The following is a 24,010-nucleotide window of genomic DNA, read 5'->3' as shown; positions in this document are numbered from 1 at the left end:
GAATTTATATGAATAAGCTACTGAAAAGTTTTGTTAAATTCGGTCTCATTTTATGCATAATTAGTACTGCCGCTCAGGCTAAAACGTCGGCAACAGAACAAATTCCTGTTTTAAAGCAAGACGAAGTACATCAAGTGGTTGCCAAACGCGTGACCAATTTTTTTACGCAATCACATTACCGTGACTTTTCGTTAGATGGTGCTTTTTCTGCTAAAATTTTCGATCGTTATTTCAAATTGTTAGATGGTAATAAGACCATCTTTCTTCAAGATGATGTAAATAAATTTCGTAATCGCCAGGAACAATTGGGGCAAGAACTCATGGATGGCGATTTAAAAACTGCATACGATATTTACAATCTTTTCTTGCAAAAACGTTATAATCGTTACCAATATGCGCTTGAGGTTTTACAGCGTCCGATGGACTTTAATACTAAAGACCAAATAAATTTCAAACGTGAAGATATGGCGTGGCCAACCTCTGAAAAAGAGCTTGATGAATATTGGGATAAACGAGTTAAATATGATGAGTTAAATTTATCTTTAACTGGTAAAAATGAAAGCCAAATTCGTGAAGTTCTAACCAAACGTTATCAACGAGTATTAAAAACCATTGTCCAATCCAATAATGAAGATTGTTTCCAAGTATTTATGAATGCCTTTGCGCGAGAAATTGATCCTCATACCAGTTATTTAGCGCCACGTAAAAAACGCGATTTTGATTCAGAAATGAGTCTTTCCTTTGAAGGTATTGGGGCAACGCTTAGCCAACAAGATGATTATACTGTTATTATGTCTTTTGTGACTGGTGGCCCAGCCGAGAAAAGTAAATTATTATCAGTCGGAGACAGAATTATTGGGGTAGGACAAAGTAATTCTGCAATTGAAGATGTCATCGGTTGGCGTTTAGACGATATCGTTGACAAAATACGTGGACCTAAGAATACCGTAGTTAAATTAGAAATTTTACCCGTTGGTAATAACAGTAAACCGAAAGTGATTGAAATCACTCGTGATAAAATTCATTTTGAAGATCGTGAAGCTAAATTAAAAACTATCGATAATAGCCGTGGAAAAATCGGTGTGATTGAAATACCGAGTTTTTATATTGGTTTAACCAAAAAAGTTGAATCTTTAATTATAGAAGCCAATAGCGCAAAATTACAAGGTTTGGTTATCGATTTACGTGATAACGGCGGTGGTTCATTAGCTGAAGTAATTGAATTAACAGGATTATTTATCGATAGTGGTCCAGTTGTACAAGTACGTGATAATTTACAGAAGATCACCACTTACAATGATAAAAATAAAGGTATTGAATATGCTGGCCCAATTGTTGTCATGATTAATCGTTATAGTGCATCAGCATCAGAAATTTTTTCAGCAGCGATGCAAGATTATGGTCGAGCTGTTATTGTTGGTGAAACTACCTATGGTAAAGGTACAGTACAAACTTCTCGTAATATTTCATACCCAGTAGATGCCAGATTGCATCCTAAATGGCCAGAACTTGGTGGTGCGCAATACACGGTACAAAAATTTTACCGTATTAACGGTGGAAGTACTCAGTTAAAAGGTGTCGTACCTGATATCGAGATGACGAAAAGTCAATATGTTGATGAAACTGGAGAACGCTTCTTAGATAATGCTATGCCGTGGGATAAAATTCCATCCGCTGATTATCTCACTGTTGCTAATATTAAACCATTGCTAGCTAACTTAAAATCTCAGCATCAAGCTCGTATAGCTAATAATCCTGAATTTAATTATATTGAAGAGGATATTAAGCGATTTAATGATAAAAAAGATAATGAATATTTGGTTTCTTTGAATAAAAATGAACGAGAAACAGAACAAAAAGCTAACGATGATCGTGATTTAAAAAGAATGAATGAACGTTTAAATCGTGCTGGGTTAGCACAAATTACCAAATTAAAAGATTTGCCTAAAGATTATAAACAACCAGATGCATTTTTAGATGAGGCGGTCGAAATCCTACTTGATTTAATACCAAATTATCCTAGCATTGAAGCTAGTAAAATTAGAGGTGGATTTCTTTCTTTAGATAAACCAATTGAATAGTGATAAACAAAAAGTAAGGAATAAGTATTATGAGTATCAATTTAAAATATGCTTTAATCGCAACGGTTCTTGTTTTAGCTGTTTTTGCTGTATTTGGAACCATCGTTTGCATGAATTAACACTTGATTAATTGTTTGCAGATAATTATAGTATGCACCCTGCTTTCAAAAAGCAGGGCTAAATTAAGGTGAGGTGTCCGAGTGGTTGAAGGAGCACGCCTGGAAAGTGTGTATACGGCAACGTATCAAGGGTTCGAATCCCTTCCTCACCGCCATAAATATTTATTTAGTCATCGAAGGAAAGAGCCATTAGGTTCTTTAGCATTGCCAATAAAATCTATTAATATGGTCTTGGCATTTACCTCAGCTTTAATGACCTGACGTGACGATTAATCTCTTCCTCTCCACGATCTTTCGGAGTTACTATGGAAAACTTACGCACTGTTCAGGATTATATACGCTGGACCACTTCGCAACTTAGTCAATCGGATATCTTTTTAGGCCATGGCACCGATAACCCTATCGATGAAGCTAAACAACTTATCTTAGCTACGCTAGGCTTATCACTATTTATTCCTCCAGAATTTTATGCTGCAAATCTGACTAATGATGAAAAACAACAACTAAATGAGATCATCAACAAACGTATTAATGATCGCTTACCAACACCTTACCTAACTAATCAAGCGTGGTTCTGTGGTCATAGTTTTTACGTTGATGAACGGGTCTTAATTCCACGTTCTCCTATTGGTGAACTGATTAATAATCAGTTTAAAGATATAATCAGTAGTGAACCAAAAAATATTTTAGATCTCTGTACTGGTAGTGGGTGTATTGGTATTGCTTGTGCTTATGCATTTCCTGATGCTCAAGTTGATATTACCGATATTTCATTAGAAGCATTAGATGTCGCTCAAACTAATATTGAATTGCATGATATGCAATATCAAGTTACACCAATTTTATCCGATCTATTTAATCAATTAGAGAATAAAAAATATGACCTAATTGTGACTAATCCTCCTTACGTCGATGATGAAGATATGAGTGATCTTCCTGACGAGTTTTTATATGAGCCAAAATTAGCACTCGAAGCAGGATTTGATGGGTTAGACTTAGCAAAAAGAATTTTACACGATGCTTGTGACTATCTAACACCTGATGGTGTATTAGTCTGTGAAGTTGGTAATAGCTGGGTGTCTTTACAAGAACAATATCCAGATGTACCCTTTAATTGGATCAGTTTTGAGCATGGTGGATTTGGCGTATTTGCAATCACGCAGGCTGACTTGAAGACTTATCAGCACTATTTTAAATAAATTAACTATAAAATAAAAAATTGGAATAAGAACTATGGCTGGAAATTCAATTGGTAAATTATTTAAAGTCACTACCTTTGGTGAATCACATGGTACTGCATTAGGTTGTATTGTTGATGGCGTACCACCCGGAATGAATTTAAGCGAATCCGATATGCAACACGATCTTGATCGCCGCCGTCCTGGTTCATCTCGTTATACTACGCAACGTCGAGAAGCTGATCAAGTAAAAATCCTATCCGGGGTATTTGAAGGTGTGACTACAGGTACAAGTATTGGATTATTAATTGAAAACACCGATCAACGTTCACAAGATTACAGCAAAATAAAAGATATTTTTAGACCGAGCCATGCCGATTATACCTACCAAAAAAAATATGGTATTCGGGATTACCGTGGTGGTGGTCGGTCATCGGCACGTGAAACAGCCATGCGTGTTGCGGCAGGTGCTATTGCCAAAAAATATTTACATGAAAAGTTAGGTATTACCATTCGTGGTTATTTAGCTCAAATGGGTGATATCCAGTGTCAATTAAATGATTGGCAACAGGTCGATCAAAATCCTTTTTTCTGCCCAGATGAAAGTAAACTAGAAGCACTTGATCAACTATTAAGGCAGCTTAAAAAAGATGGCGATTCAGTTGGCGCTAAAGTCTGCATTGTGGCAGAAAATGTTCCGGTCGGTTTAGGAGAGCCAGTCTTTGATAAATTAGATGCTGATCTTGCCCATGCATTAATGAGCATTAATGCAGTAAAAGGGGTTGAAATTGGTGATGGTTTTGCTGCGGTTAATAAACGTGGTAGTGAAAATCGTGACGAAATAACCCCGCAAGGATTTTTATCAAATCATGCTGGTGGTATTTTGGGGGGAATTAGCTCGGGACAAACTATCATTAGCAGCATAGCATTAAAACCAACTCCAAGTATTGAGATTGCTGGACAATCAATTAATATTAATGGAGAAAGTGTTGAAGTTTCAACCCATGGTAGACATGATCCTTGTGTCGGTATTCGAGCAGTGCCTATTGCTGAAGCAATGGTCGCGATCGTATTAATGGATCATTATCTTCGCTATCGGGCCCAATGTAGTGAAGTAAAATAATCATGAGTTACGAATTACTGGTTTTACTTTTTTTAATTGCGACGTTAGCAGGCTTTATTGATTCAATTGCTGGTGGCGGTGGACTATTAACAGTACCAGCACTACTTGCTGTAGGATTACCACCAGCTAGTGCGTTAGCCACTAATAAATTACAAAGTTGTGGCGGTTCGTTTTCTGCTAGTTTCTATTTTATTCGCCAGCGTATGGTTGATTTAAAACAGCAAAAATGGGCGATTGCTTGTGCATTCATTGGGTCCGCTCTTGGTACATTATCAGTCATGCATATACAAGCGGATTTCTTAAAATTATTGTTACCAATATTAACCATTAGCGTCGGACTTTATTTTCTACTATCACCAACAATCGGAGATAGTGATCGTAATAGTCGGCTTTCGGTTTTACAGTTTGCTTTGATTCCTGCGTTGATTATTGGCTTTTATGATGGTTTTTTTGGGCCCGGTGCAGGATCATTCTATGCACTCGCATATATTACTCTGGCTGGATTCAATTTAACTAAAGCAACCGCTCATACCAAAGTACTCAATTTTACCTCTAATTTAGCAGGATTAATCTTCTTTATTGCTGGCGGTGAAGTGGTATGGTCAATTGGTTTAGTTATGTTAGTTGGCCAATTTATTGGCGCAAGATTAGGTGCAAAAATGGTTATAGCTAAAGGACGAAAATTAATAAGACCAATGTTAATTACCGTTTCAACCATTATGAGTTTCAAATTAATCTATGAAAACTTCTTTTAATCATCGCTAATAAAATTTAGAATCAGTTTTAGTACAATCAATAAGCTAACAACCAAGAATACATTAGCCAATTAAAAACCCCGTTCCTCAAAATTTTGAGGAACGGGGTTTTTGCATTTCCCAAAGTCTATATTTTAAATCAATAATAAACCCTTTTTTTTTACATTAAAATTAATTTATTAAAAATCAGAGAGTTGAAATTAACCGCAAAAAAAGGGTTTTTTATATCAAAATTGTCATTTACCTTTATTTGAACAATGATTATATTATATTGGTTTCTAGTTCAACGCCGTATAGGTGGTTTAGAAAAAGTAGCGAATTTGATAGTTGGGATGGTGAAAGTTCAACGCCGTATAGGTGGTTTAGAAAACGTTGGGAAAAACGGAAAACTGCTATTTGTCGTTCAACGCCGTATAGGTGGTTTAGAAAAATACTAGGAGGGATGATTAATGTATCTATTAGTTCAACGCCGTATAGGTGGTTTAGAAAAGTACAGGGGGGGCCGAACGGAATCGATAATCGTTCAACGCCGTATAGGTGGTTTAGAAATGGTGCAACTATCACACCGGGTAAAACGCGATGTTCAACGCCGTATAGGTGGTTTAGAAAAGCCGAAATGCTCACATCAGTCCAGCCACCAAGTTCAACGCCGTATAGGTGGTTTAGAAAGCGTGGTCCGGGCACTGCAAATCTATATTTGTGTTCAACGCCGTATAGGTGGTTTAGAAAGATCGCGATTTTACATTAAATGCCGGTTTTGAGTTCAACGCCGTATAGGTGGTTTAGAAACGCGACAAATTTTTTACGTCGAATTGTATTACGTTCAACGCCGTATAGGTGGTTTAGAAAAATCATCTTCTGTTGCAGCAGTAGGCCTATTAGTTCAACGCCGTATAGGTGGTTTAGAAAATATAAATATCGGCACTCGACGCCCTAAACGAATTCAACGCCGTATAGGTGGTTTAGAAAAATGCTAGACAAAAAGATGTATTCATTGAATTGTTCAACGCCGTATAGGTGGTTTAGAAAAGAATCGGACAAAAGACCAGCTATTAATATAGGTTCAACGCCGTATAGGTGGTTTAGAAAAGAAGAAGGTACCGAAGTTGAGATTGGTTTTAGTTCAACGCCGTATAGGTGGTTTAGAAATGCAAACAATAAATATGACGACAGCGTTATATGTTCAACGCCGTATAGGTGGTTTAGAAAGACTGTAAATAAATTCATGTTTAAGAAAAAGGGTTCAACGCCGTATAGGTGGTTTAGAAAATCCCAAACCTTAGTTGATCAGTGATCAAATTGTTCAACGCCGTATAGGTGGTTTAGAAAAAATTACCAATTTGAACGACTAACGCGCCAGTGTTTAACGCCGTATAGGTGGCTTAGTGGTATTGCTAAATAAGCTAAAAAACTGAACTCACATGTTCAGTTTTTTTGTATACTAACTTTTTGTATTCACTCGATAAGAGAAAATATAGGCTATAACAGCAATAATGCCAAATACAAGAGATAGAAAAAACATTGTCTGATAGGCGCAATTTACTGAAATTATTTGATCTAGAGTTAGGTTGATTAATATTCCTGATAATATGCTTCCAAATGCACCTCCAATTTGCTGTATCACACGAGTGATAGCACTTGTATCCTTAATCTGATTTTTTTCACAAAACTCAAATGGAGAAGAGAGAACAGCAATCGTTGCAACACCTAATCCGGAGCCTCGAACAGTAAAACCGATGATTTCAGAGGCGTTTCCACCTACTTGAATTATTAATATACTTATTGCTGATATTATTAGACCTATACCAATAATTAGAAATGAATTTATCTCACTTAAAGATTTATAAATAAATTTTCTCGCCAACCAAGCTCCTACACCTTGTAAGGCAAGTAGCAGACCAATATAAGTAATGGATATATTATTATTTATTGCTTGTATTAAAGGAAAAAAAATCATGAAACCGAAAAAGATAAGTGATGTCAAAAATCCCATCATTATTGACATTGAATATTGAGGACTATTAAATGCACTTAAATCAATCAGTTTACTGTCTGACTTATTATTAGTAATAAGCGAAACCATCATCAAACCAATACCTAAAACCAGCATAATAATATTAGAAATATCAAAAAAATTCCCAGATGCGATATTTTTAATTGAGATGAAAAATAGGATTAAAGCAATTAAAAATGTCATAAATACATAAATATTCATATTATATTTAGATGTTTTAGTCTCTGGTATTGTTGTCCTACCAAAGAAAAAAGCTAAAAGCGCCAAAGGTATGTTGATAAAAAAAGCAATTCTCCAATTTAATTGTTCCGATAGGATTGCGCCAAAAATTGGTCCTAGTGCTGGGGCAAAGACTGACGGAATAGCAATCAATGCCATAACCGGCTTTAGCCTTTGCTTAGCAAAATGAGTCGCTATTATCGATTGAGTGATAGGTATTAATATTCCTGCACCAAAACCTTGTAGGCATCTGAACAAGATTAAAGAAACCAGATTATATGAAAATCCAACTAATATAGAACTAATAAGAAAAACAAGAATTGAGCTGATCCATGCGTTCTTGAGCCCAAAATTTTCATGCATATAAGGTGATAGTAATATGCCAGCTGCGCAAGCAAGCATATATATGGTAACCGCCCATTGTATATAAGCATAAGAGGCATTAATGTCATTCGAAATTGCGGGTAAAATAACATTAATAATACTGCTATCTAATAATGGTAATATACTAGATAGCGTCATCGCAAATACTAACTTTCTTTCTGAAATGGTCAGGTCTAGCGATTGTTTCATATTAAATCCTTTCCATATTATATTTAGTTGCGCCTTGTGTATATATTCCATTGAATGTTGATGATGTAATTTCTTTATAATTTTTATGTTTTTCTTTCATGTATCTGTTTCCTTATTAAAACCAGACTATTAAACAATTAATAAATTTGAAAATTACCAATTAATTTGTCTAAAAAACGATTATTTTGTTGATTTACAACTTATCTATTTATTGCTAACGTGTTACCTTTAACTTAATTGAGAAGACTTTAGGATAGCCAGTAGAATAGCGTTTTACTAGCCAATTTAAGCCACAAAATATCCCATTGGGGCCATATAAATGAATACTCCACTCATTTCTCCACAGTTTGCTTCTTCTGATGGCGAACCGATGATCATATCAACAGCCAGCCACTCTTCACAAAGAGTGACACAACGTCATGGTCATTCGAGAGGACAGTTACTCGGCTCATTACAGGGATTAATTTCAATTGAAGCAGAAAGTAGTCAATGGGTAGTGCCTGCAACTCATGCTGTCTGGATCCCCCCGAATGTACAACATAGTCTTCTTGGAACGCATGGACCATTCGAAGGATGGAGCCTCTATATACAAAAAAATGCATGCATTAAACTACCTATCAAACCATGCATTTTAGAATTATCTGACTTATTGCGCGAAGCAATTAACCGAACCATGTCATGGCATAATTCAGAACTGCAACCAGAACAGAAACGATTAATTGCCGTGATACTTGACGAGATTAGAACAATCCCGCAAGTTGAGCTAGCACTGCCAATGCCTAAAGATATGCGTCTGTTAAAAATCGCTTTAGCTTTGTCTGATAATCCTAGTGATGATAGAAATATTGACGAATGGGGCGTTTGGGCTGGTATTTCCCGACGTTCATTAACACGTCGATTTACCAATGAAACCGGATTTAATTTTACCGAATGGCGTCAGAAACTGCGCATGTTAAAAGCGTTAGAATTGCTTGCAGCTGGAAAACCAATTACAGAAATATCTTTATATTTAGGTTATGACAATATAAGTGGGTTTATTGCTATTTTCCGGCGAAATTTTGGGGTAACACCAGGTAATTATCAAAGAGCCATGCGAAACCGTCTCTCATGGCGAAACTTTACTTATACTTCTATTCAAAATGATAATCATATTAATGATAAATTAATCAAATAAATTTTTTCTAAGCCTCGTAATGTAATTAGCAATAAAAGTCGTTTTTAGTAAATAGATCAATTTTTAGAGCAATATAATTTTTTTAATAGAAATAAAAAACTTGTACTTGATAAGTTAATCCCAAAATACCTTCAGATTTAAAAAATCATCTAAGCTATTCAATAATAATTAGCAAAAACCTCAATTAAACAATTTATTATATGATTTAAGTATTAACTTAAAAAGAAAATAACTTACTATGAGATTCATGCCGTATAGGCGGTAAAATCATTTATTAAATCTCTTAGATAATTATTTAAAAGACTCGTTTTATAAATAAAACAATGTTAATTTATTGCTATCTAGAACTTGAGTTTATTTACTTATTATCATGGATTTGATTCATTCGTCTGATCTTAAAACGATTTTACATTCTAAGCGTGCTAATATCTATTATTTGGAGCATTGTCGAGTTTTAGTCAATGGTGGTCGAGTTGAATATGTGACTGATCAAGGGCAGCAGTCATTATATTGGAATATTCCAATAGCCAATACTAGCTGTATTTTACTTGGTACAGGCACTTCATTAACTCAAGCTGCTGTGCGTGAGCTTTCTCGTGCAGGAGTCATGATTGGTTTTTGTGGCGGTGGTGGAACGCCTCTATTTTCCTCGACAGAATCGGAATTTGCCTGCCAATTTTTTTCACCGCAAAGTGAATATCGTGCAACCGAATATCTGCAAAGTTGGTGTCAATTCTGGTTTGACGATAATCTCCGCCTACAAGCTGCTAAAACCCTTCAACAACAGCGACTCAAAATCATTCAACAATGTTGGCCGAAATTTGATTGGCAAATTGACGATAAGCAACTAACTACGTTGTTAAACGATGCTGAAAAACAGTTCAATGATGCTACAACAAGTCAAGCATTGTTAGCTGCTGAAGGGCGCATCAGCAAACGCCTTTATGGCATGGCAAATCAACTGACTTTACAAGATGATAATTTTAAACGGGAGCAAGGCTCACGAGGCAAGCATTATGATCCTGCTAATCAATTTTTAGATCATGGTAATTATTTAGCTTATGGATTAGGAGCAACAGCTTGTTGGGTATTAGGCTTACCACATGGTTTGGCTATATTACATGGCAAAACTAGGCGAGGAGGGCTAGTATTTGATGCTGCTGATATTATTAAAGATGGTATTGTGTTACCCCAAGCTTTTATATCAGCTAAACAAGGTGATAGTGAAAAAGAGTTCCGACAGGCATGTATTTCACAGTTTGCGCAATTAGGTGCGCTGGATATGATTATTGATACATTGAAGCAGATAGCAGATAAAACATGAATATTTTACTGGTTAGCCAATGCAAGAAAAATGCATTAACTCAGACTCGTCGTATTATCGATCAGTTTGCTGAACGTTGTGGTGAACGAACTTGGCAAACGCCGATGACTGCCGATGGTTTACAGACACTGTATAAATTATTACGTAAAACAGCGCGAAAAAATACTGCCGTTGCTTGTTACTGGACGCATGGAAAAAATCTAACCGATCTACTCTGGATTGTTGGCGATAAAAGTCAATTTAATCAACAAGGCCGAGTGCCAACTAATCGTACTAAGCGCAATATATTACGCAATGATAGTGAAAATAGTTGGCAATATGCCACATCTATCCAACTTATCGCAACCATTGCTGCACTATTGCATGATTTGGGTAAGGCGACAGTCGGTTTTCAAGATAAATTACGTAAAAGTCGACCGGCAGGTGATCCGTTTCGTCATGAATGGATTTCATTACAGTTATTCTTATTGATGATTCGTGATTGTAATACTAATCAAGATGTTTTAGTTCGATTAACCAATTTTGCTGATTATCAACAATTAAGACCTGATTGGTATAGAGAGCTAGCAAAGACAGAAAAAAACGATCTCTCTCAATTGCCATTATTGGCCCAATGGATTGGCTGGTTAATTGTTTCACACCATCGCATGCCTTTTTTAATGCCAGTTAGATATAAAGATTGTCAAAATAAACAAAAAGATGATTTCGATATTTCGGGTCTCACAATAAAAAGCTTTTTTAAAACATTCAAAGCAGTTGAACAATGGGTTAGAAATTGTAATATTGAAGACAGTACCGATTTTTGGCAACTTAAAAGTGATATAACCTTAAGCCAATCTTGGCTTAAAAAATTAAGTCGCTATGCAAATAAGGCAATTAATCACCCACCTTTAATGCAACTAACCAATGTTGATTCATTATTATTACATTTATCACGATTAAGCCTTATGGTTGCTGACCATAACTATTCCAGCATATCAATCAATGACGAAGAAGCCCAAAAGGTTGAAGATATTCTTATCGCCAATACCAATAAAAGCCAGCAAGCCAATCAACGATTAGATGATCATCTATTAGGTGTTGCTAATTTTACCGCTCGTTTTGCTCGCTTATTACCTAAAATCAACACTGAATTACCAGCAATTAATCAGCATAAACCATTTACGCAACGCACTACCATTAAACGCTTTCAATGGCAAAACCATGCTTTTGATTTAGCTAAAAGTTATCAACAATTAAGTGATGATAATGGCTTTTTTGGTGTCAATATGGCATCGACTGGCTGTGGTAAAACCTTAGCTAATGGTCGAATTATGTATGCATTATCAAATCCACAGCGTGGAGTACGATTTACGATTGCTTTAGGATTACGAGTATTAACTTTACAAACAGGTAAAGCGTTACGAGAAAGATTGCATTTAACTGATGAGCATTTGGCTATTTTGGTTGGGGGTCGAGCAACAAAGACCCTATTTGAGTTAGAAAATCAACCGCATATTACTAAAAATGAAAATGAGATAAATCCAGAAACTCTTGGTAGTGAATCGACAGAATCATTAGTCGATGAATATATTGATGTGGCAGAGAGTGGTATTGCTGATGGTGAGCTCGGTACCATTATCGAAAACAGTAAGGCCCGTCAATTAATCTATGCGCCGATTATGACATGTACCGTTGATCACTTAATGCAAGCTAGCGAATGTCTCAGAGGTGGCAAATATATTGCCCCTACCTTAAGGTTGCTTACCGCTGATTTAATTTTAGATGAACCGGATGATTTTGATCAGCGAGATTTACCTGCTTTGGCAAGGTTAGTTTATTTAGCCGGGCTTTATGGCAGTAAAGTGTTACTCTCATCAGCCACCTTAACGCCAGATCTGATTGCTGGTTTATTTGATGCTTATCAAGCCGGTCGCAAAATTTGGAATCAGAATACAGGAAGGTCTAATCAGGAGATTATTTGTGGATGGTTTGATGAATATCAGCAGTCAGTCGAACAAATAGCTGATACGGTTAATTTTAAACATCATCATATGCAGTTTATCGAAAAAAGAATAGCGAAGTTGCAACAAGGGACAATTCGCCGTCGAGGGCAAATTTTAGAATTATTAAATTACCCATTCAATAAAAAAGAAAATTTAGATGCAGGCTATGCTTTATTGGCACAACAATTATTAGATCAAGCTTATCATTTTCATTTACAGCACCATCAACAAGATCCGCAAACTAACAAAAAAATTAGTCTCGGTTTAATGCGCTTTGCGCACATTGATGATGTGATGTCGCTCACCAAGCAAATCTACCAGCAAACTGAGTTACCGGCAAATGTTCAATTTCATCTGGTGGTTTATCATGCCAGACAACTGCTACTATTGCGCAGTCAATTAGAAGAGAAACTGGATAGAATTTTAAACCGTGGTGATGCTAATAAATTATTTGAACAACCTGAAATCCGTGCAGCAATAAAAGACAGTGATAAACAACATCATATTTTTATCGTCATCGGCACACCGGTTACTGAAGTTGGACGTGACCATGATTATGATTGGGCAATTGTTGAGCCATCTTCAATGCGTTCAATTATTCAGTTAGTAGGACGAGTTTGGCGCCATAGACCGGAAAAAACAGCCGAAAGTGCCAATGTGGCGATTCTAGGCAGTAATTTAGAAGCGATGAAAAACGGCAACAATTTAGGTGTTAATAGCGCTTGTTTTACTAAACCGGGGTTTGAGCAAAAACCATTATTTTTATTAAAAACGCATAAGACTGAACAACTGATAACGTCAGAACAATTAGCTAATATTAATGCGATTCCTCGTATTATGACTGATTCACAAGCTGGCTTAACACTAGCAGAACTAGAACATAAGGTTATGGCAAATTTATTTCCAATCAATGCACGCAAAAGTAATTATGTTACTAGTTATTGGCAAACTGATTTGGCACATCATCATTGTGTTCATCTACAATTAATCTCGCCTTTCAGGTTGCAAGAGCAACCACAAGATGAGTATATCTGCCAACTTGATGACAACGGTGAATACCAATTTAGTTATGCCGAAATCGCTTGGCAAAAACCAAACCAACAGAGTGAAGATACACAAAATTACAATTTTAAATATGATAATTGGCAATTTACCAATCCATTGATACAGCCATGGCTTATCAACACCGTTGAGCAAGCGATTACTCAAATAGCAGAATATTTTCCAGATAAAAATCATTATCGGCTAGCTAATGAATTTTGTACTATTAATTTAAATAGCGAAACACGCTGGTGCTTTCATCCCTATTTTGGTTTTTATAAAGATAGAAGCTAAAAGAAGAGGTTATTTATTATTTTTTAGAAAAATTTATATTTAAAAAAGGTTTTTACATAACTATTTTTATAGAAAATAATCAGCTGAGTTATGCATGCTAGTAATGTTAGAGTAATTACTCTATACTTAACTGCACTGCCGTATAGGTGGTTTGTTAAAGTTGAATATTGACGTGATTATAACTACTCCAGTCTTCACGGCTGCATAAGTCGTTTAGAAAGCATTTCGATTAAATATAATTGCTGCGATTGAATACCGAATAGGTAGTTTAGAAAATTTGAGAAACTCCAATTATTAATATTGTTAAGGATTAACGCCGTATAGGCAGTTTAGAAAAAGTTATTTATTTCTTAATTAGTTTTTAAATATTGATTATTTCATAGGAATTAAATTAATTAATAACCGCATTTCGATTTAATATAAAATTGACTTTTTGTTTTCTTAATATATAGTTTCTATTGTTAATTATTTTTATATTAAGCATTATGATTTAAATTATTAGTGCTTTGAATTAAATTGATTATTAAGTAAAAATCCTACAAATTTTAAATAATTAAGATGTTAATGCGACAATAAACCGATAACCTAAATAGTATAAAAATGAGCATAAGGAGGGCCAATGAATAATATTTCTTGGCAAGATATAAGAAAGGGGATGATGCATAGCCTTGCAACTATGTATAATTCAGAATATGCAAGTGAACTATTAAGTTTAGAAAAAGCGATTTCTTCAAATGATAGTATTGCTATTAATCAAAGTAATATTAAAATTCAGGCAATAAGTAAACAATTTGAATTTGAAAATTGGATTGAAAATTTTATTACTCAAAAATTAGAAGGAGTAGCTATTGTTACTCACTCTGGAAAGGGAATTCATTCAGCAATTAAAGATTGTAATATCAATTATGACTTACAAGTTAAACCTGAAAATTATCAATTTATTTCGTCAGCAACCCCAAATATTCTACCATTTGATTGTACTAATAATGCTGCTAGAGTTGGGAGTGTATACGTTTTTCTTAATCAGATAATTAAAGATAATATCACTTTATTACAACTAATTATTGATAATAATCCAGAAATTCCTCGAGCTTTATCTGATGATAAAGAGATTGCAAATCAATATTTGCAGTGTTTAAAAAAAGCAATTTTCGATGATTTTCAGAATCCTAAAGCTTCCGAACTAAATAAGCAGTTTTATTGGCCAAACAGTGATTACTCATATTTATCATATTCAGAAAATAATTATCGCTTACTTATTCCACTATATCCAAATTCACTTTGTTATTTGGTTTATGAAAAAATACGAAGTCGATATTCGGAAGAGAATAAAAAAGCACGTGAATTGAGAAAAACAAAAGATATAGAACATCAATCTTATTTTTCTTTTAAGGATTTAGCAATCTTAAAGCTTGGTGGTACTAAACCTCTTAATGTTAGTAAATTAGTTCAAGCACAATTTGGTAATAATTATCTCTTACCTTCAATGCCACCTAAGTTCGAGCGCTCTCGATTTCCGTCAATCAGCTTAAATAAAAAAAATGTATTTGACCATTCCTTACAGTATTTCTGTCGATTTGGTTTTCGATTATTGTTCGATATGGTTGCTGCACCCAAAAATGTAATTGAAGAGCGGGATAACCGAAAAGATGCCTTTGCGGTTATTTTAACTTTATTGCTTAAATTTGCTCGGAATATACAAACTTCCATGCCGGCAGGTTGGAGTCGTGATTATTCGTTGCCAATGTCACAAAAACTTTGGCTTGATCCTAATCGGGCTGAACTTGAAGATGAAGAAAACTTTAAACATCAGTATGAGCAAGGTGATTGGTTAGGGGAGTTAGAGCTTGATTTTGCTTCCTGGATTCAAAAAGCCTTAAAAAAGAAATTCAAAAATATTGAAACACAATTTTCTGATGTTGAATATCGAGAATGGTGTCGTGAATTTCACGCGGCAGTAAAAGCAAGTCAACGTAGGAAGGAGGGGATCTTCTAATGGCATCTTTAAAATACTATCTTCTATTTGACCATGTCAAAATTCATAATGCCAATGCTATCTCCAGTCCATTAACTTATGGTTTTCCGGCTATCTCTGGCTTTTTAGGGGCGGTTCATGCTTTAAATCGAAAAATTGAGTCGGATGATCCTATCTATCTGGATGGTGTATTAATCGCTTGTCATGATTGTGATGTACAAGTTTATCGACCTAATAATTATGCGGATTATACATTTCGACTCACTCGCAATCCGTTAGCTAAAAATGGTGATACCCGCTCGATTATCGAAGAAGGTCGGGTTCATCTAGATGTGTCTTTAATTGTTGAGGTGAAAATTGAGGATCGTGAAACCCTCGATGATGTTAATGATCAAGAAAAATTTATTAACCAGATAAGACAAAAGCTCTATCAGCAACGTATTGCTGGTGGTCAAGTTATTGAGATTGAATCAGTAGGATTATATTCAGCTTCAGAATCTCTTGATGATTTAACTCAAGCTTTATTACCTGCTTTTGTCTTAGTTGAAGCGCAGCAAGATTTACAGGAAATCACTGCCGAGCTACAACAAAAAGATCCGAATGCCACTGCACTTGATGCATTAGTTGAAACTGCCATGTTGCATCATCATCCACAAGAAAAAGATCAGTGGCAAACCACCTCGGTCAAGCAGGGACGAGGTTGGTTAGTGCCAATACCCCTTGGTTATCAAGCTATTTCACCACTGTTTGAAGCAGGAACGGTTGAAAATGCCCGTAGTAATGAGCATCCAACGCAATTTGTCGAATGTATTTATGGATTAGGTAAGTGGGTATTTCCACTAAGGTTACAAGACAATTTATATCAAGCATTTTGGCGTTATAAATGCAGCGAACTGCAATCGAATGACGCAGATATATATATTATTAATCAAGATTAATTAAACAAGTTTAGCATTGAAAAAAAGGAATGAATTATGAGTAAAGATAAAATCACCACCGCATCAGTATTAGCCTTTGAACGTAGTTTTGATATTTCTGATGCCATTTTTGCCCAGCAAAATAGCCATGATGACCAAAAATTAACACCAGTTTTATTATCTGAAAAATCTGTTCGCGGTACCATTTCGAATCGGCTTAAAAATGCTTTAGCAAATGATCCGGCTAAATTAGATGCTGAAATTCAAAAACCTAATTTACAAACAGTCGATGTTGCAGCACTTGATGCCGATAAAGATACCTTAGTGGTTAAATGGAGCTGTAAAGTACTACCTTTCTTAGGTTCGCCATCAGTCTGTAATGATATTGATTACCAAGAAGAGTTAACCAAAACGACCCAAAGCTATATCAAATCAGAAGGGTTACAAGCACTAGCGAAACGTTATGCAATTAATATATTAAATGGCCGTTGGTTATGGCGTAATCGTATGGCTGCTGAACAAATCAGTATTAGCATTACTCGTAAAAAAGATGACAAAATAGCAACGATTGAAGTGAGTGATGTTAAGCAATATCAATTAAATTCATTTGATTGTGATGACAAATCGGTAAATGACCTCGCTGCTTTGATTGAAGCTGGCTTATTAGGCAAAGAGTTCGTTATCTTTAATATTCAAGCCAAATTAAAAATGGGATTAGGGCAAGAGGTCTATCCATCACAAGAATTGATTTTGGATACAGGTAAAGAAAAAAGCAAAGTCCTGTATGAAAAAAATGGTCAAGCAGCAATGCACTCGCAAAAAATCAGCAATGCCATTCGAACTATTGACACCTGGTATGCAGAAAACGCCGAGTTTCCGATTGCCATTGAACCTTATGGTGCAGTTACCACTATGGGACATGCTTTTAGACAACCTAAACAAAAACAGGATTTTTATACCTTATTTGATAATTGGGTACTGAAAGGTGAAAAACCAACGCTTGAACAACAACATTATGTTATTGCAGTTCTGATTCGTGGTGGTGTATTTGGTGCTAGTGGTAAGGAGTAATATTATGCTTACTCACTATTTTGAACTACGGGCAATTCCACAACTGGAGATAACTGAAACTGAAGTGATTAATCAAGTTATGCAATCACTGCATCAGGTGTTAGTTAATCATCAAGGCAATATTGCGGTTAGCTTTCCTTGTTATAATGTCCACAGAACATTAGGTGGGATTATCCGGTTATTTGGCGATGAAGCGCAGTTACAACAATTTAAAACGGCCTTACAGCAGCAGGCCGTAGTTAGTGATTACACGTTAGCTTTGCCAATAGCATCTGTACCGACAAGTGTTAAAGGTTACCTACGCTTAATTCGTATCAATCCTAAAGGACAAAGTGCTTTAAGACGAGCCGAAAAACGTTTAACCGCACAAGGTAAATGGTCAGCCGAGGTAAAAAACAAAATGGTTGAAAAATGGGGCAGCCTTCATTTGAACTATCCACACCTTCATTTTGCTAGCAAAAGCACTGGGCAACATTTTATTATGTGGCTGAAACAACAAAAATGTGCAACGGCTGTTGAAGGAACATTTAATAGTTACGGACTCAGCAAAACAGCAACTGTTCCTGATTTTTAACTAAATAATAAGGGCATTATTATAATGCCCTTAGCTGCCAATAATTAACAATATTAACGGTACAAATTTTGAGGAGCGTACTTTTTAAAGCTAAAAAATTTGAGGAAAGGGGTTTTTAAAACCTAAATACCATGCAGTGTTAACCCTTTTTTTTAACTAAAAATAAAATTTTTAAAAATCAATTAATTGAAAAGCCACCAAAAAAAAGGGTTTTTGCAAAGTAAAATAGACTTTGCCTTTTGCACAACAATGTTTATAGTATTTGGGGTTCTACTTCAAGGCTGCATAAGCCGTTTAGAAATTTTCCTGTATCCCCTCAACGCCCAGAATAAACTTCAAGGCTGCATAAGCCGTTTAGAAAGACTGCAACAACCGTTATAGTCAAGTCAAATCCTTCAAGGCTGCATAAGCCGTTTAGAAATGCTGCAGTTCTGCTGGGTACCAGTTTTTGTACTTCAAGGCTGCATAAGCCGTTTAGAAAAACGCAGGATGACGGGCGAGCCGAATTGCAAACTTCAAGGCTGCATAAGCCGTTTAGAAATAAAAATCGGGTTACGCAGGCTGCAATCAATTCTTCAAGGCTGCATAAGCCGTTTAGAAAAACAGATGGCCGCCACCACGTGCGGCTTTTACCTTCAAGGCTGCATAAGCCGTTTAGAAAACCTGGAGAATCAATTCTCAAAACGATGGACTCTTCAAGGCTGCATAAGCCGTTTAGAAATTAACGTCAATATGCAAATATTCCCCTATATTCTTCAAGGCTGCATAAGCCGTTTAGAAATATTATAACAAAATATTTAAAATTAAATTTCCCTTCAAGGCTGCATAAGCCGTTTAGAAACAACTTATCAAACGCCCAAAGTTCAAGGCTGTAAAAGTGGAAAATTTTGAGGAGCGGGGTTTTTAAGACTAAAATCCATCCGATAAATCACTAAAATTAGTTATAACATCAGCTAGGGTCAATAATAAAAGTTTATTTTTATCAATTAGTTTAGTGCTTCTCATTTAGCGACATCAGCAATGTGCTGACAACTGAGTGAGATTAGCATGACAAACAGGGATGTTTGACAAGGCTGTTGTTTGTCAGAAACAAATCACAGCCGGTGCGTTAAGAGCGAACGATGGCGGAAGGCAGTCACATCGTGACCACTTGCGTAGTCGCCGCGGGAGTTGGTAAAGAGGGTTTGCGCAAACCCTCTTTACTCGGACGTAATCTCCGTATAGAACTAGCTATTAAACAACAAAACGTCCGAAACTCACCGAATAAAAAAATTTGAGGAGCGGGGTTTTTTAAGAGTAAAATCCATCCGATAAATCACTAAAACCAGCTATAACATCAGCTAGGGCCAATAATAAAAGTTTTTTATCAATCAGTTTAGTGCTTCTCATTTAGCGACTTTAGCAATGTGCTGACAACTGAGTGAGATTAGCATGACAAACAGGGATGTTTGACAAGGCTGCTCTTTGTCAGGAACAAATCACAGCCGGTGCGTTAAGAGCGAACGAAGGCAATTACATCGTAACCACTTGCGAGGTTGCCGCGGGAGTTGGTAAAGATGATTCGCGTAAACCCACTTTACTCGGACGTAATCACCGTATAAAACTAGCCACAAAACAACAAAACGTCCGAAACTCAGCGAACTAAAAAATTTGAGGAGCGGGGTTTTTAAAGCCTAAAATCTTCTAAAAAAACAATTCTACGGTATTAGGTTGCGCAAAAACAGCTATTTGCCTTTTGCTGTACATTATTCCAGACAATGTTTATAGTAGTTTATATTCTGAATTAATATTGGTTTTAATTACTAACGATATTATGAAGCTTCAACAGTTACGTTACATTTTAGAAATTGCCCGCTCAGGCTCAATCAATGAGGCTGCTAAAAATTTGTATATTACTCAACCAAGTTTATCAACTGCAGTGAAGGAGTTGGAAGCTGAATTTGGTATTGAAATTTTTGTACGGACATCTAAAGGAGTTTCATTATCGACTGATGGAGTTGAATTTTTAGGTTATGCAAAACAGGTTTTAGATCAAGCTCAGTTGCTAGAACAGCACTATGCTAAAAAAGTACCTTCCAAACAACTGTGTAGCATATCAACCCAACATTATGCATTTGCAGTAAACGCTTTTGTTAATTTAATCAAAAAGAATCATACGGATGAATATGAGTTTACCCTACGTGAAACTCGCACTTACGATATTATAACTGATGTTGCTAATTTACGTAGTGAAGTAGGTATTTTGTATCTAACTGATTTTAATCAAAAAATTATTTTACGCTTGCTTAAAGAACATCGTTTAACTTTTAATCCACTATTTGAGGCTGATCCACATGTATTTATCAGTACCAATCATCCTTTGGCGGCAATGAAGTCTTTAACATTAGATGATTTAGAGGATTTTCCCTATCTTTCATTTGAACAAGGCGAATATAACTCTTTTTATTTTTCCGAAGAGATTTTAAGTACTGTGTATCATAAAAAAAGTATTCATGTCAGTGATAGGGCAACGTTATTTAATTTATTGCATGGATTAAATGGCTATACAATTAGTACCGGAGTGCTCAGTACTGATTTAAATGGTTCAGACATTCTATCTATCCCTTTAGATGTCGAAGAAAAAATATTAATTGGCTGGATAACATCACAAAAAGCACAGCTAAGTTTATCGGCACAAAATTATATCGAAGCGTTGAAAAAGCTTATTCAAGAAGAGTATGGTTTTAAGCTTAAATAAGCGTTTACGATTAATAAATCAAATTGCTATTTTAGTAAATTCCAGTATAATTGCTCACGATTCATATATTTATTATATGGATGCCGAGGGATGTCTGAATTAGAGATCGGTCATTCCATTTTTTATATTTATTTTAAGAGGTTTATTATGTCTCTAACTGTAGAAGCTAAAGCGAAAATCGTTGCTGAATATGGTCGTGGTACTAACGACACTGGTTCAACTGAAGTTCAGGTTGCTCTTTTAACTGCACGCATTAATGACTTACAAGGTCATTTTTCTGAGCATAAAAAAGATCACCATAGCCGCCGTGGTTTATTACGCATGGTGTCTAGCCGTCGTAAATTATTAGATTATTTACGTCGTAAAGACTTTGAACGTTATAGCCAATTAATTCAAAGACTAGGTTTACGTCGCTAATTATTTATCTACTTGAAAAGAGGCTTAGGCCTCTTTTTTCGTTGTGAAAATTCAAGGCTTTGATATAATGCAGAGTCCGAAAAGCTAAATAAATGCTTTGAAGATAGAAATTAATAAAATAAAAGATTGTATCTCATGTTTCGCGCGACTAATGAGAGCTCTATAGTTTATAGATTTGTCATTAGTCGTGACAGTGAAATAATCTTTTGTTTAGTATCCCACACATAGTTGAAGTGTGTATCAATATGTTCCAGCGTCATGCTGCTTCCTGTCGAAATATCAAACTTCAACGTGATTTATTACAAGAGGACATTATTTTGTTTAATCCGACATATCAAAAATTCCAATATGGTCGCCATACTGTTACTTTAGAAACGGGTATTATGGCACGTCAAGCAACTGCTGCAGTTATGGTTAACATGGACGATACTGCGGTATTTGTCACTGTAGTTGCTAATAAAAAAGTTAAAGAAGGACAAGACTTTTTCCCTTTAACCGTTAACTATCAAGAACGTACTTACGCTGCAGGTCGTATTCCTGGTGGCTTTTTCAAACGTGAAGGTCGCCCAAGTGAAGGCGAAACATTAATTGCCCGTTTAATCGACCGTCCACTTCGTCCATTATTTCCTGAAGGTTTTGTCAATGAAATTCAAATCATTGCAACAGTGGTATCAGTGAATCCTGAAGTAAGCCCTGATTTAGTTGCTATGATTGGTGCATCAGCAGCACTTTGTTTATCTGGTGTTCCTTTCCATGGCCCAATTGGTGCTGCTCGTGTAGGCTTTATCAATGATGAATTTGTGTTAAATCCATCAGTAAAAGAATTAGCGACTAGTCGTTTAGATTTAGTTGTAGCTGGTACCAAAAGTGCTGTATTAATGGTTGAATCAGAAGCTGATTTATTAACTGAAGACCAAATGTTAGCGGCAGTGGTATTTGGGCATGATCAACAACAAGTTGTAATTGATAATATCAATGAATTTGTTGCTAAAGCGAATTGTGAAAAATGGGATTGGGTTGCACCAGCTAAAAATGAAGAGCTATTTAATGCGGTTTCTGAATTAGCTAAAGATCGTTTAGGTGAAGCTTATCGTATTACTGAAAAACAAGCTCGTTATGCGCAAATCGATTTAATTAAAGAAGAAGTGTTAGCAGCACTTAAAGAAAAAGATGAAGAACTTGACGAAAATGAAGTTATTAACATTATTGTTGATTTAGAAAGCCAAATTGTTCGTCAACGTGTTATTGCTGGTGAACCACGTATCGATGGTCGTGAAAAAGATATGATTCGTGCTCTGGATATTCGTACCAATGTATTACCAAGAACTCATGGTAGCGCATTATTTACTCGTGGCGAAACGCAAGCGTTAGTTACCGCAACTTTAGGTACTGAACGTGATGCACAGATCATTGATGAGTTAACTGGTGAATATACCGAACGTTTCCTTTTACATTATAACTTCCCTCCATATTCAGTTGGTGAAACAGGTATGGTTGGTTCACCAAAACGTCGTGAAATTGGTCATGGTCGTTTAGCAAAACGTGGTGTTGCTGCGGTAATGCCAAGCAAAGAAGAATTTCCATATACTGTACGTGTAGTTTCTGAAATTACTGAATCTAATGGTTCTTCTTCAATGGCTTCAGTTTGTGGCGCATCATTGGCATTAATGGATGCTGGTGTTCCAATTAAGTCTTCTGTTGCAGGTATTGCAATGGGCCTTGTTAAAGAAGGTGATAATTTTGTAGTATTATCTGATATTTTAGGTGATGAAGACCATCTTGGTGATATGGACTTTAAAGTAGCTGGTACCCGTGAAGGTGTAAGTGCACTACAAATGGATATCAAAATTGAAGGTATCACTAAAGAAATTATGCAAGTTGCATTAAACCAAGCTAAAGGCGCACGTTTGCATATTTTAGGGGTAATGGAACAAGCGATTAATAAACCTCGTCAAGAGATATCTGAATTTGCTCCTCGTATCTATACGATGAATGTTAATCCAGATAAAATTCGTGATATCATCGGTAAAGGTGGTGCAACGATTCGTGCATTAACTGAAGAAACCGGTACTACTATTGAAATTGCAGATGATGGTACAGTGAAAATTGCGGCATCTGATGGTAATAAAGCACAAGATGCAATCGCACGTATCAATAATTTAGTTGCTGATGTTGAAATTGGTAAAATCTATACTGGTAAAGTCACACGTATTGTTGATTTTGGTGCTTTCGTTTCAGTTATTGGTGGAAAAGAAGGACTTGTTCACGTTTCACAAATCGCTGATCATCGAGTGGAAAAAGTTGCTGACTACTTAAAAGTAGGTCAAGAAGTGAAAGTTAAAGTACTAGAAATAGATCGTCAAGGTCGGATTCGTTTAAGTATGAAAGATGCAGTTGAGTCTACACCAGAAGTTGCGCCAACTGCTGAATAAAATATGA

The 24,010-nt window shown here is 35.8% G+C and carries 16 protein-coding genes, 1 tRNA gene and 2 CRISPR repeat arrays; of the genes, 16 read left to right on the top strand and 1 reads right to left on the bottom strand.

What is annotated here, in order from left to right; translation table 11 throughout:
* The first annotated feature begins 8 nt into the window (after nt 1–8).
* The 6 genes from prc (at nt 9) to H3T80_RS05855 (ending at nt 5,256) form a co-directional block, all read left to right on the top strand.
* Nucleotides 9–2,081, top strand: a complete 2,073-nt coding sequence (gene prc, locus H3T80_RS05880) for a carboxy terminal-processing peptidase (RefSeq protein ID WP_198200671.1) — start codon at nt 9–11, stop codon at nt 2,079–2,081.
* Between the two features lie 29 nt (nt 2,082–2,110).
* Nucleotides 2,111–2,200 carry a YnhF family membrane protein gene (locus H3T80_RS05875; RefSeq protein ID WP_110447296.1) on the top strand — a complete coding sequence of 30 codons (90 nt, stop codon included), beginning with the start codon at nt 2,111–2,113 and terminating at the stop codon, nt 2,198–2,200.
* Between the two features lie 67 nt (nt 2,201–2,267).
* Nucleotides 2,268–2,355, top strand: a tRNA-Ser gene (locus tag H3T80_RS05870).
* A gap of 150 nt (nt 2,356–2,505) precedes the next feature.
* Nucleotides 2,506–3,399, top strand: a complete 894-nt coding sequence (prmB, locus tag H3T80_RS05865) for a 50S ribosomal protein L3 N(5)-glutamine methyltransferase (protein ID WP_198200670.1) — start codon at nt 2,506–2,508, stop codon at nt 3,397–3,399.
* Nucleotides 3,400–3,433: 34 nt separating this feature from the next.
* Nucleotides 3,434–4,501 (top strand): chorismate synthase, encoded by a 1,068-nt coding sequence (gene aroC, locus H3T80_RS05860; protein ID WP_110447298.1) that lies wholly within the window; start codon nt 3,434–3,436, stop codon nt 4,499–4,501.
* Nucleotides 4,502–4,503: 2 nt separating this feature from the next.
* Complete coding sequence (locus tag H3T80_RS05855) at nt 4,504–5,256, top strand: TSUP family transporter (protein WP_198200669.1); 753 nt, start codon at nt 4,504–4,506, stop codon at nt 5,254–5,256.
* Nucleotides 5,257–5,537: 281 nt separating this feature from the next.
* Nucleotides 5,538–6,645: a CRISPR direct-repeat array (repeat unit 28 nt; unit sequence GTTCAACGCCGTATAGGTGGTTTAGAAA).
* A gap of 52 nt (nt 6,646–6,697) precedes the next feature.
* Here the strand turns inward: H3T80_RS05855 and H3T80_RS05850 are convergent.
* On the bottom strand, nt 6,698–8,062 hold the full coding sequence (locus H3T80_RS05850; RefSeq protein WP_198200664.1) for an MFS transporter: 1,365 nt from the start codon (nt 8,060–8,062) through the stop codon (nt 6,698–6,700).
* Between the two features lie 319 nt (nt 8,063–8,381).
* Here H3T80_RS05850 and H3T80_RS05845 point away from each other — a divergent pair, with 319 nt between their 5' ends.
* The 10 genes from H3T80_RS05845 to pnp all read left to right on the top strand — a co-directional run bounded on the left by H3T80_RS05845 (nt 8,382) and on the right by pnp (nt 24,003).
* A complete protein-coding gene (locus tag H3T80_RS05845) occupies nt 8,382–9,236 on the top strand; it encodes a helix-turn-helix domain-containing protein (protein WP_198200663.1) in 855 nt (284 codons plus the stop codon).
* Nucleotides 9,237–9,606: 370 nt separating this feature from the next.
* Nucleotides 9,607–10,560 (top strand): type I-F CRISPR-associated endonuclease Cas1f, encoded by a 954-nt coding sequence (gene cas1f / locus H3T80_RS05840; protein ID WP_367274772.1) that lies wholly within the window; start codon nt 9,607–9,609, stop codon nt 10,558–10,560.
* On the top strand, nt 10,557–13,880 hold the full coding sequence (gene cas3f, locus H3T80_RS05835) for a type I-F CRISPR-associated helicase Cas3f (protein ID WP_198200654.1): 3,324 nt from the start codon (nt 10,557–10,559) through the stop codon (nt 13,878–13,880). Before cas1f ends, cas3f begins: the two co-directional genes overlap by 4 nt.
* A 619-nt stretch (nt 13,881–14,499) precedes the next feature.
* Nucleotides 14,500–15,876: a type I-F CRISPR-associated protein Csy1 gene (csy1, locus tag H3T80_RS05830; RefSeq protein WP_198200652.1), complete on the top strand. Its 1,377-nt coding sequence runs from the start codon at nt 14,500–14,502 to the stop codon at nt 15,874–15,876.
* Nucleotides 15,876–16,793, top strand: coding sequence for a type I-F CRISPR-associated protein Csy2 (gene csy2, locus H3T80_RS05825; RefSeq protein ID WP_198200644.1), 918 nt, complete (start codon nt 15,876–15,878; stop codon nt 16,791–16,793). The genes csy1 and csy2 overlap by 1 nt, the downstream gene beginning before the upstream one ends.
* A 36-nt stretch (nt 16,794–16,829) precedes the next feature.
* Complete coding sequence (gene csy3, locus H3T80_RS05820; protein ID WP_198200642.1) at nt 16,830–17,843, top strand: type I-F CRISPR-associated protein Csy3; 1,014 nt, start codon at nt 16,830–16,832, stop codon at nt 17,841–17,843.
* Between the two features lie 4 nt (nt 17,844–17,847).
* On the top strand, nt 17,848–18,417 hold the full coding sequence (gene cas6f, locus H3T80_RS05815) for a type I-F CRISPR-associated endoribonuclease Cas6/Csy4 (protein WP_110447307.1): 570 nt from the start codon (nt 17,848–17,850) through the stop codon (nt 18,415–18,417).
* A gap of 273 nt (nt 18,418–18,690) precedes the next feature.
* A CRISPR array of direct repeats spans nt 18,691–19,306; the repeat unit is 28 nt; unit sequence CTTCAAGGCTGCATAAGCCGTTTAGAAA.
* Between the two features lie 924 nt (nt 19,307–20,230).
* Nucleotides 20,231–21,154, top strand: coding sequence for a LysR family transcriptional regulator (locus tag H3T80_RS05810; RefSeq protein WP_198200640.1), 924 nt, complete (start codon nt 20,231–20,233; stop codon nt 21,152–21,154).
* A 147-nt stretch (nt 21,155–21,301) separates the two neighbouring features.
* Nucleotides 21,302–21,571, top strand: a complete 270-nt coding sequence (gene rpsO, locus H3T80_RS05805) for a 30S ribosomal protein S15 (protein WP_065578587.1) — start codon at nt 21,302–21,304, stop codon at nt 21,569–21,571.
* A gap of 317 nt (nt 21,572–21,888) precedes the next feature.
* Nucleotides 21,889–24,003, top strand: coding sequence for a polyribonucleotide nucleotidyltransferase (gene pnp, locus H3T80_RS05800; RefSeq protein WP_198201170.1), 2,115 nt, complete (start codon nt 21,889–21,891; stop codon nt 24,001–24,003).
* The last annotated feature ends 7 nt before the right edge of the window (nt 24,004–24,010 follow it).

This window comes from Gilliamella sp. W8145 (assembly GCF_016101145.1).
GTDB classification, from domain to species: domain Bacteria; phylum Pseudomonadota; class Gammaproteobacteria; order Enterobacterales; family Orbaceae; genus Gilliamella; species Gilliamella apis_A.
This window is presented reverse-complemented; position numbering and strand designations above follow the sequence as displayed.

Coding starts and splice junctions, on each gene's coding strand:
- csy3 (WP_198200642.1), top strand. CDS start 16,830: ATGAGTAAAGATAAAATCACCACCGCATCAGTATTAGCCTTTGAACGT.
- H3T80_RS05845 (WP_198200663.1), top strand. CDS start 8,382: ATGAATACTCCACTCATTTCTCCACAGTTTGCTTCTTCTGATGGCGAA.
- cas6f (WP_110447307.1), top strand. CDS start 17,848: ATGCTTACTCACTATTTTGAACTACGGGCAATTCCACAACTGGAGATA.
- H3T80_RS05875 (WP_110447296.1), top strand. CDS start 2,111: ATGAGTATCAATTTAAAATATGCTTTAATCGCAACGGTTCTTGTTTTA.
- H3T80_RS05810 (WP_198200640.1), top strand. CDS start 20,231: ATGAAGCTTCAACAGTTACGTTACATTTTAGAAATTGCCCGCTCAGGC.
- csy1 (WP_198200652.1), top strand. CDS start 14,500: ATGAATAATATTTCTTGGCAAGATATAAGAAAGGGGATGATGCATAGC.
- aroC (WP_110447298.1), top strand. CDS start 3,434: ATGGCTGGAAATTCAATTGGTAAATTATTTAAAGTCACTACCTTTGGT.
- csy2 (WP_198200644.1), top strand. CDS start 15,876: ATGGCATCTTTAAAATACTATCTTCTATTTGACCATGTCAAAATTCAT.
- prc (WP_198200671.1), top strand. CDS start 9: ATGAATAAGCTACTGAAAAGTTTTGTTAAATTCGGTCTCATTTTATGC.
- prmB (WP_198200670.1), top strand. CDS start 2,506: ATGGAAAACTTACGCACTGTTCAGGATTATATACGCTGGACCACTTCG.
- cas1f (WP_367274772.1), top strand. CDS start 9,607: ATGGATTTGATTCATTCGTCTGATCTTAAAACGATTTTACATTCTAAG.
- H3T80_RS05850 (WP_198200664.1), bottom strand. CDS start 8,062: ATGAAACAATCGCTAGACCTGACCATTTCAGAAAGAAAGTTAGTATTT.
- H3T80_RS05855 (WP_198200669.1), top strand. CDS start 4,504: ATGAGTTACGAATTACTGGTTTTACTTTTTTTAATTGCGACGTTAGCA.
- cas3f (WP_198200654.1), top strand. CDS start 10,557: ATGAATATTTTACTGGTTAGCCAATGCAAGAAAAATGCATTAACTCAG.
- rpsO (WP_065578587.1), top strand. CDS start 21,302: ATGTCTCTAACTGTAGAAGCTAAAGCGAAAATCGTTGCTGAATATGGT.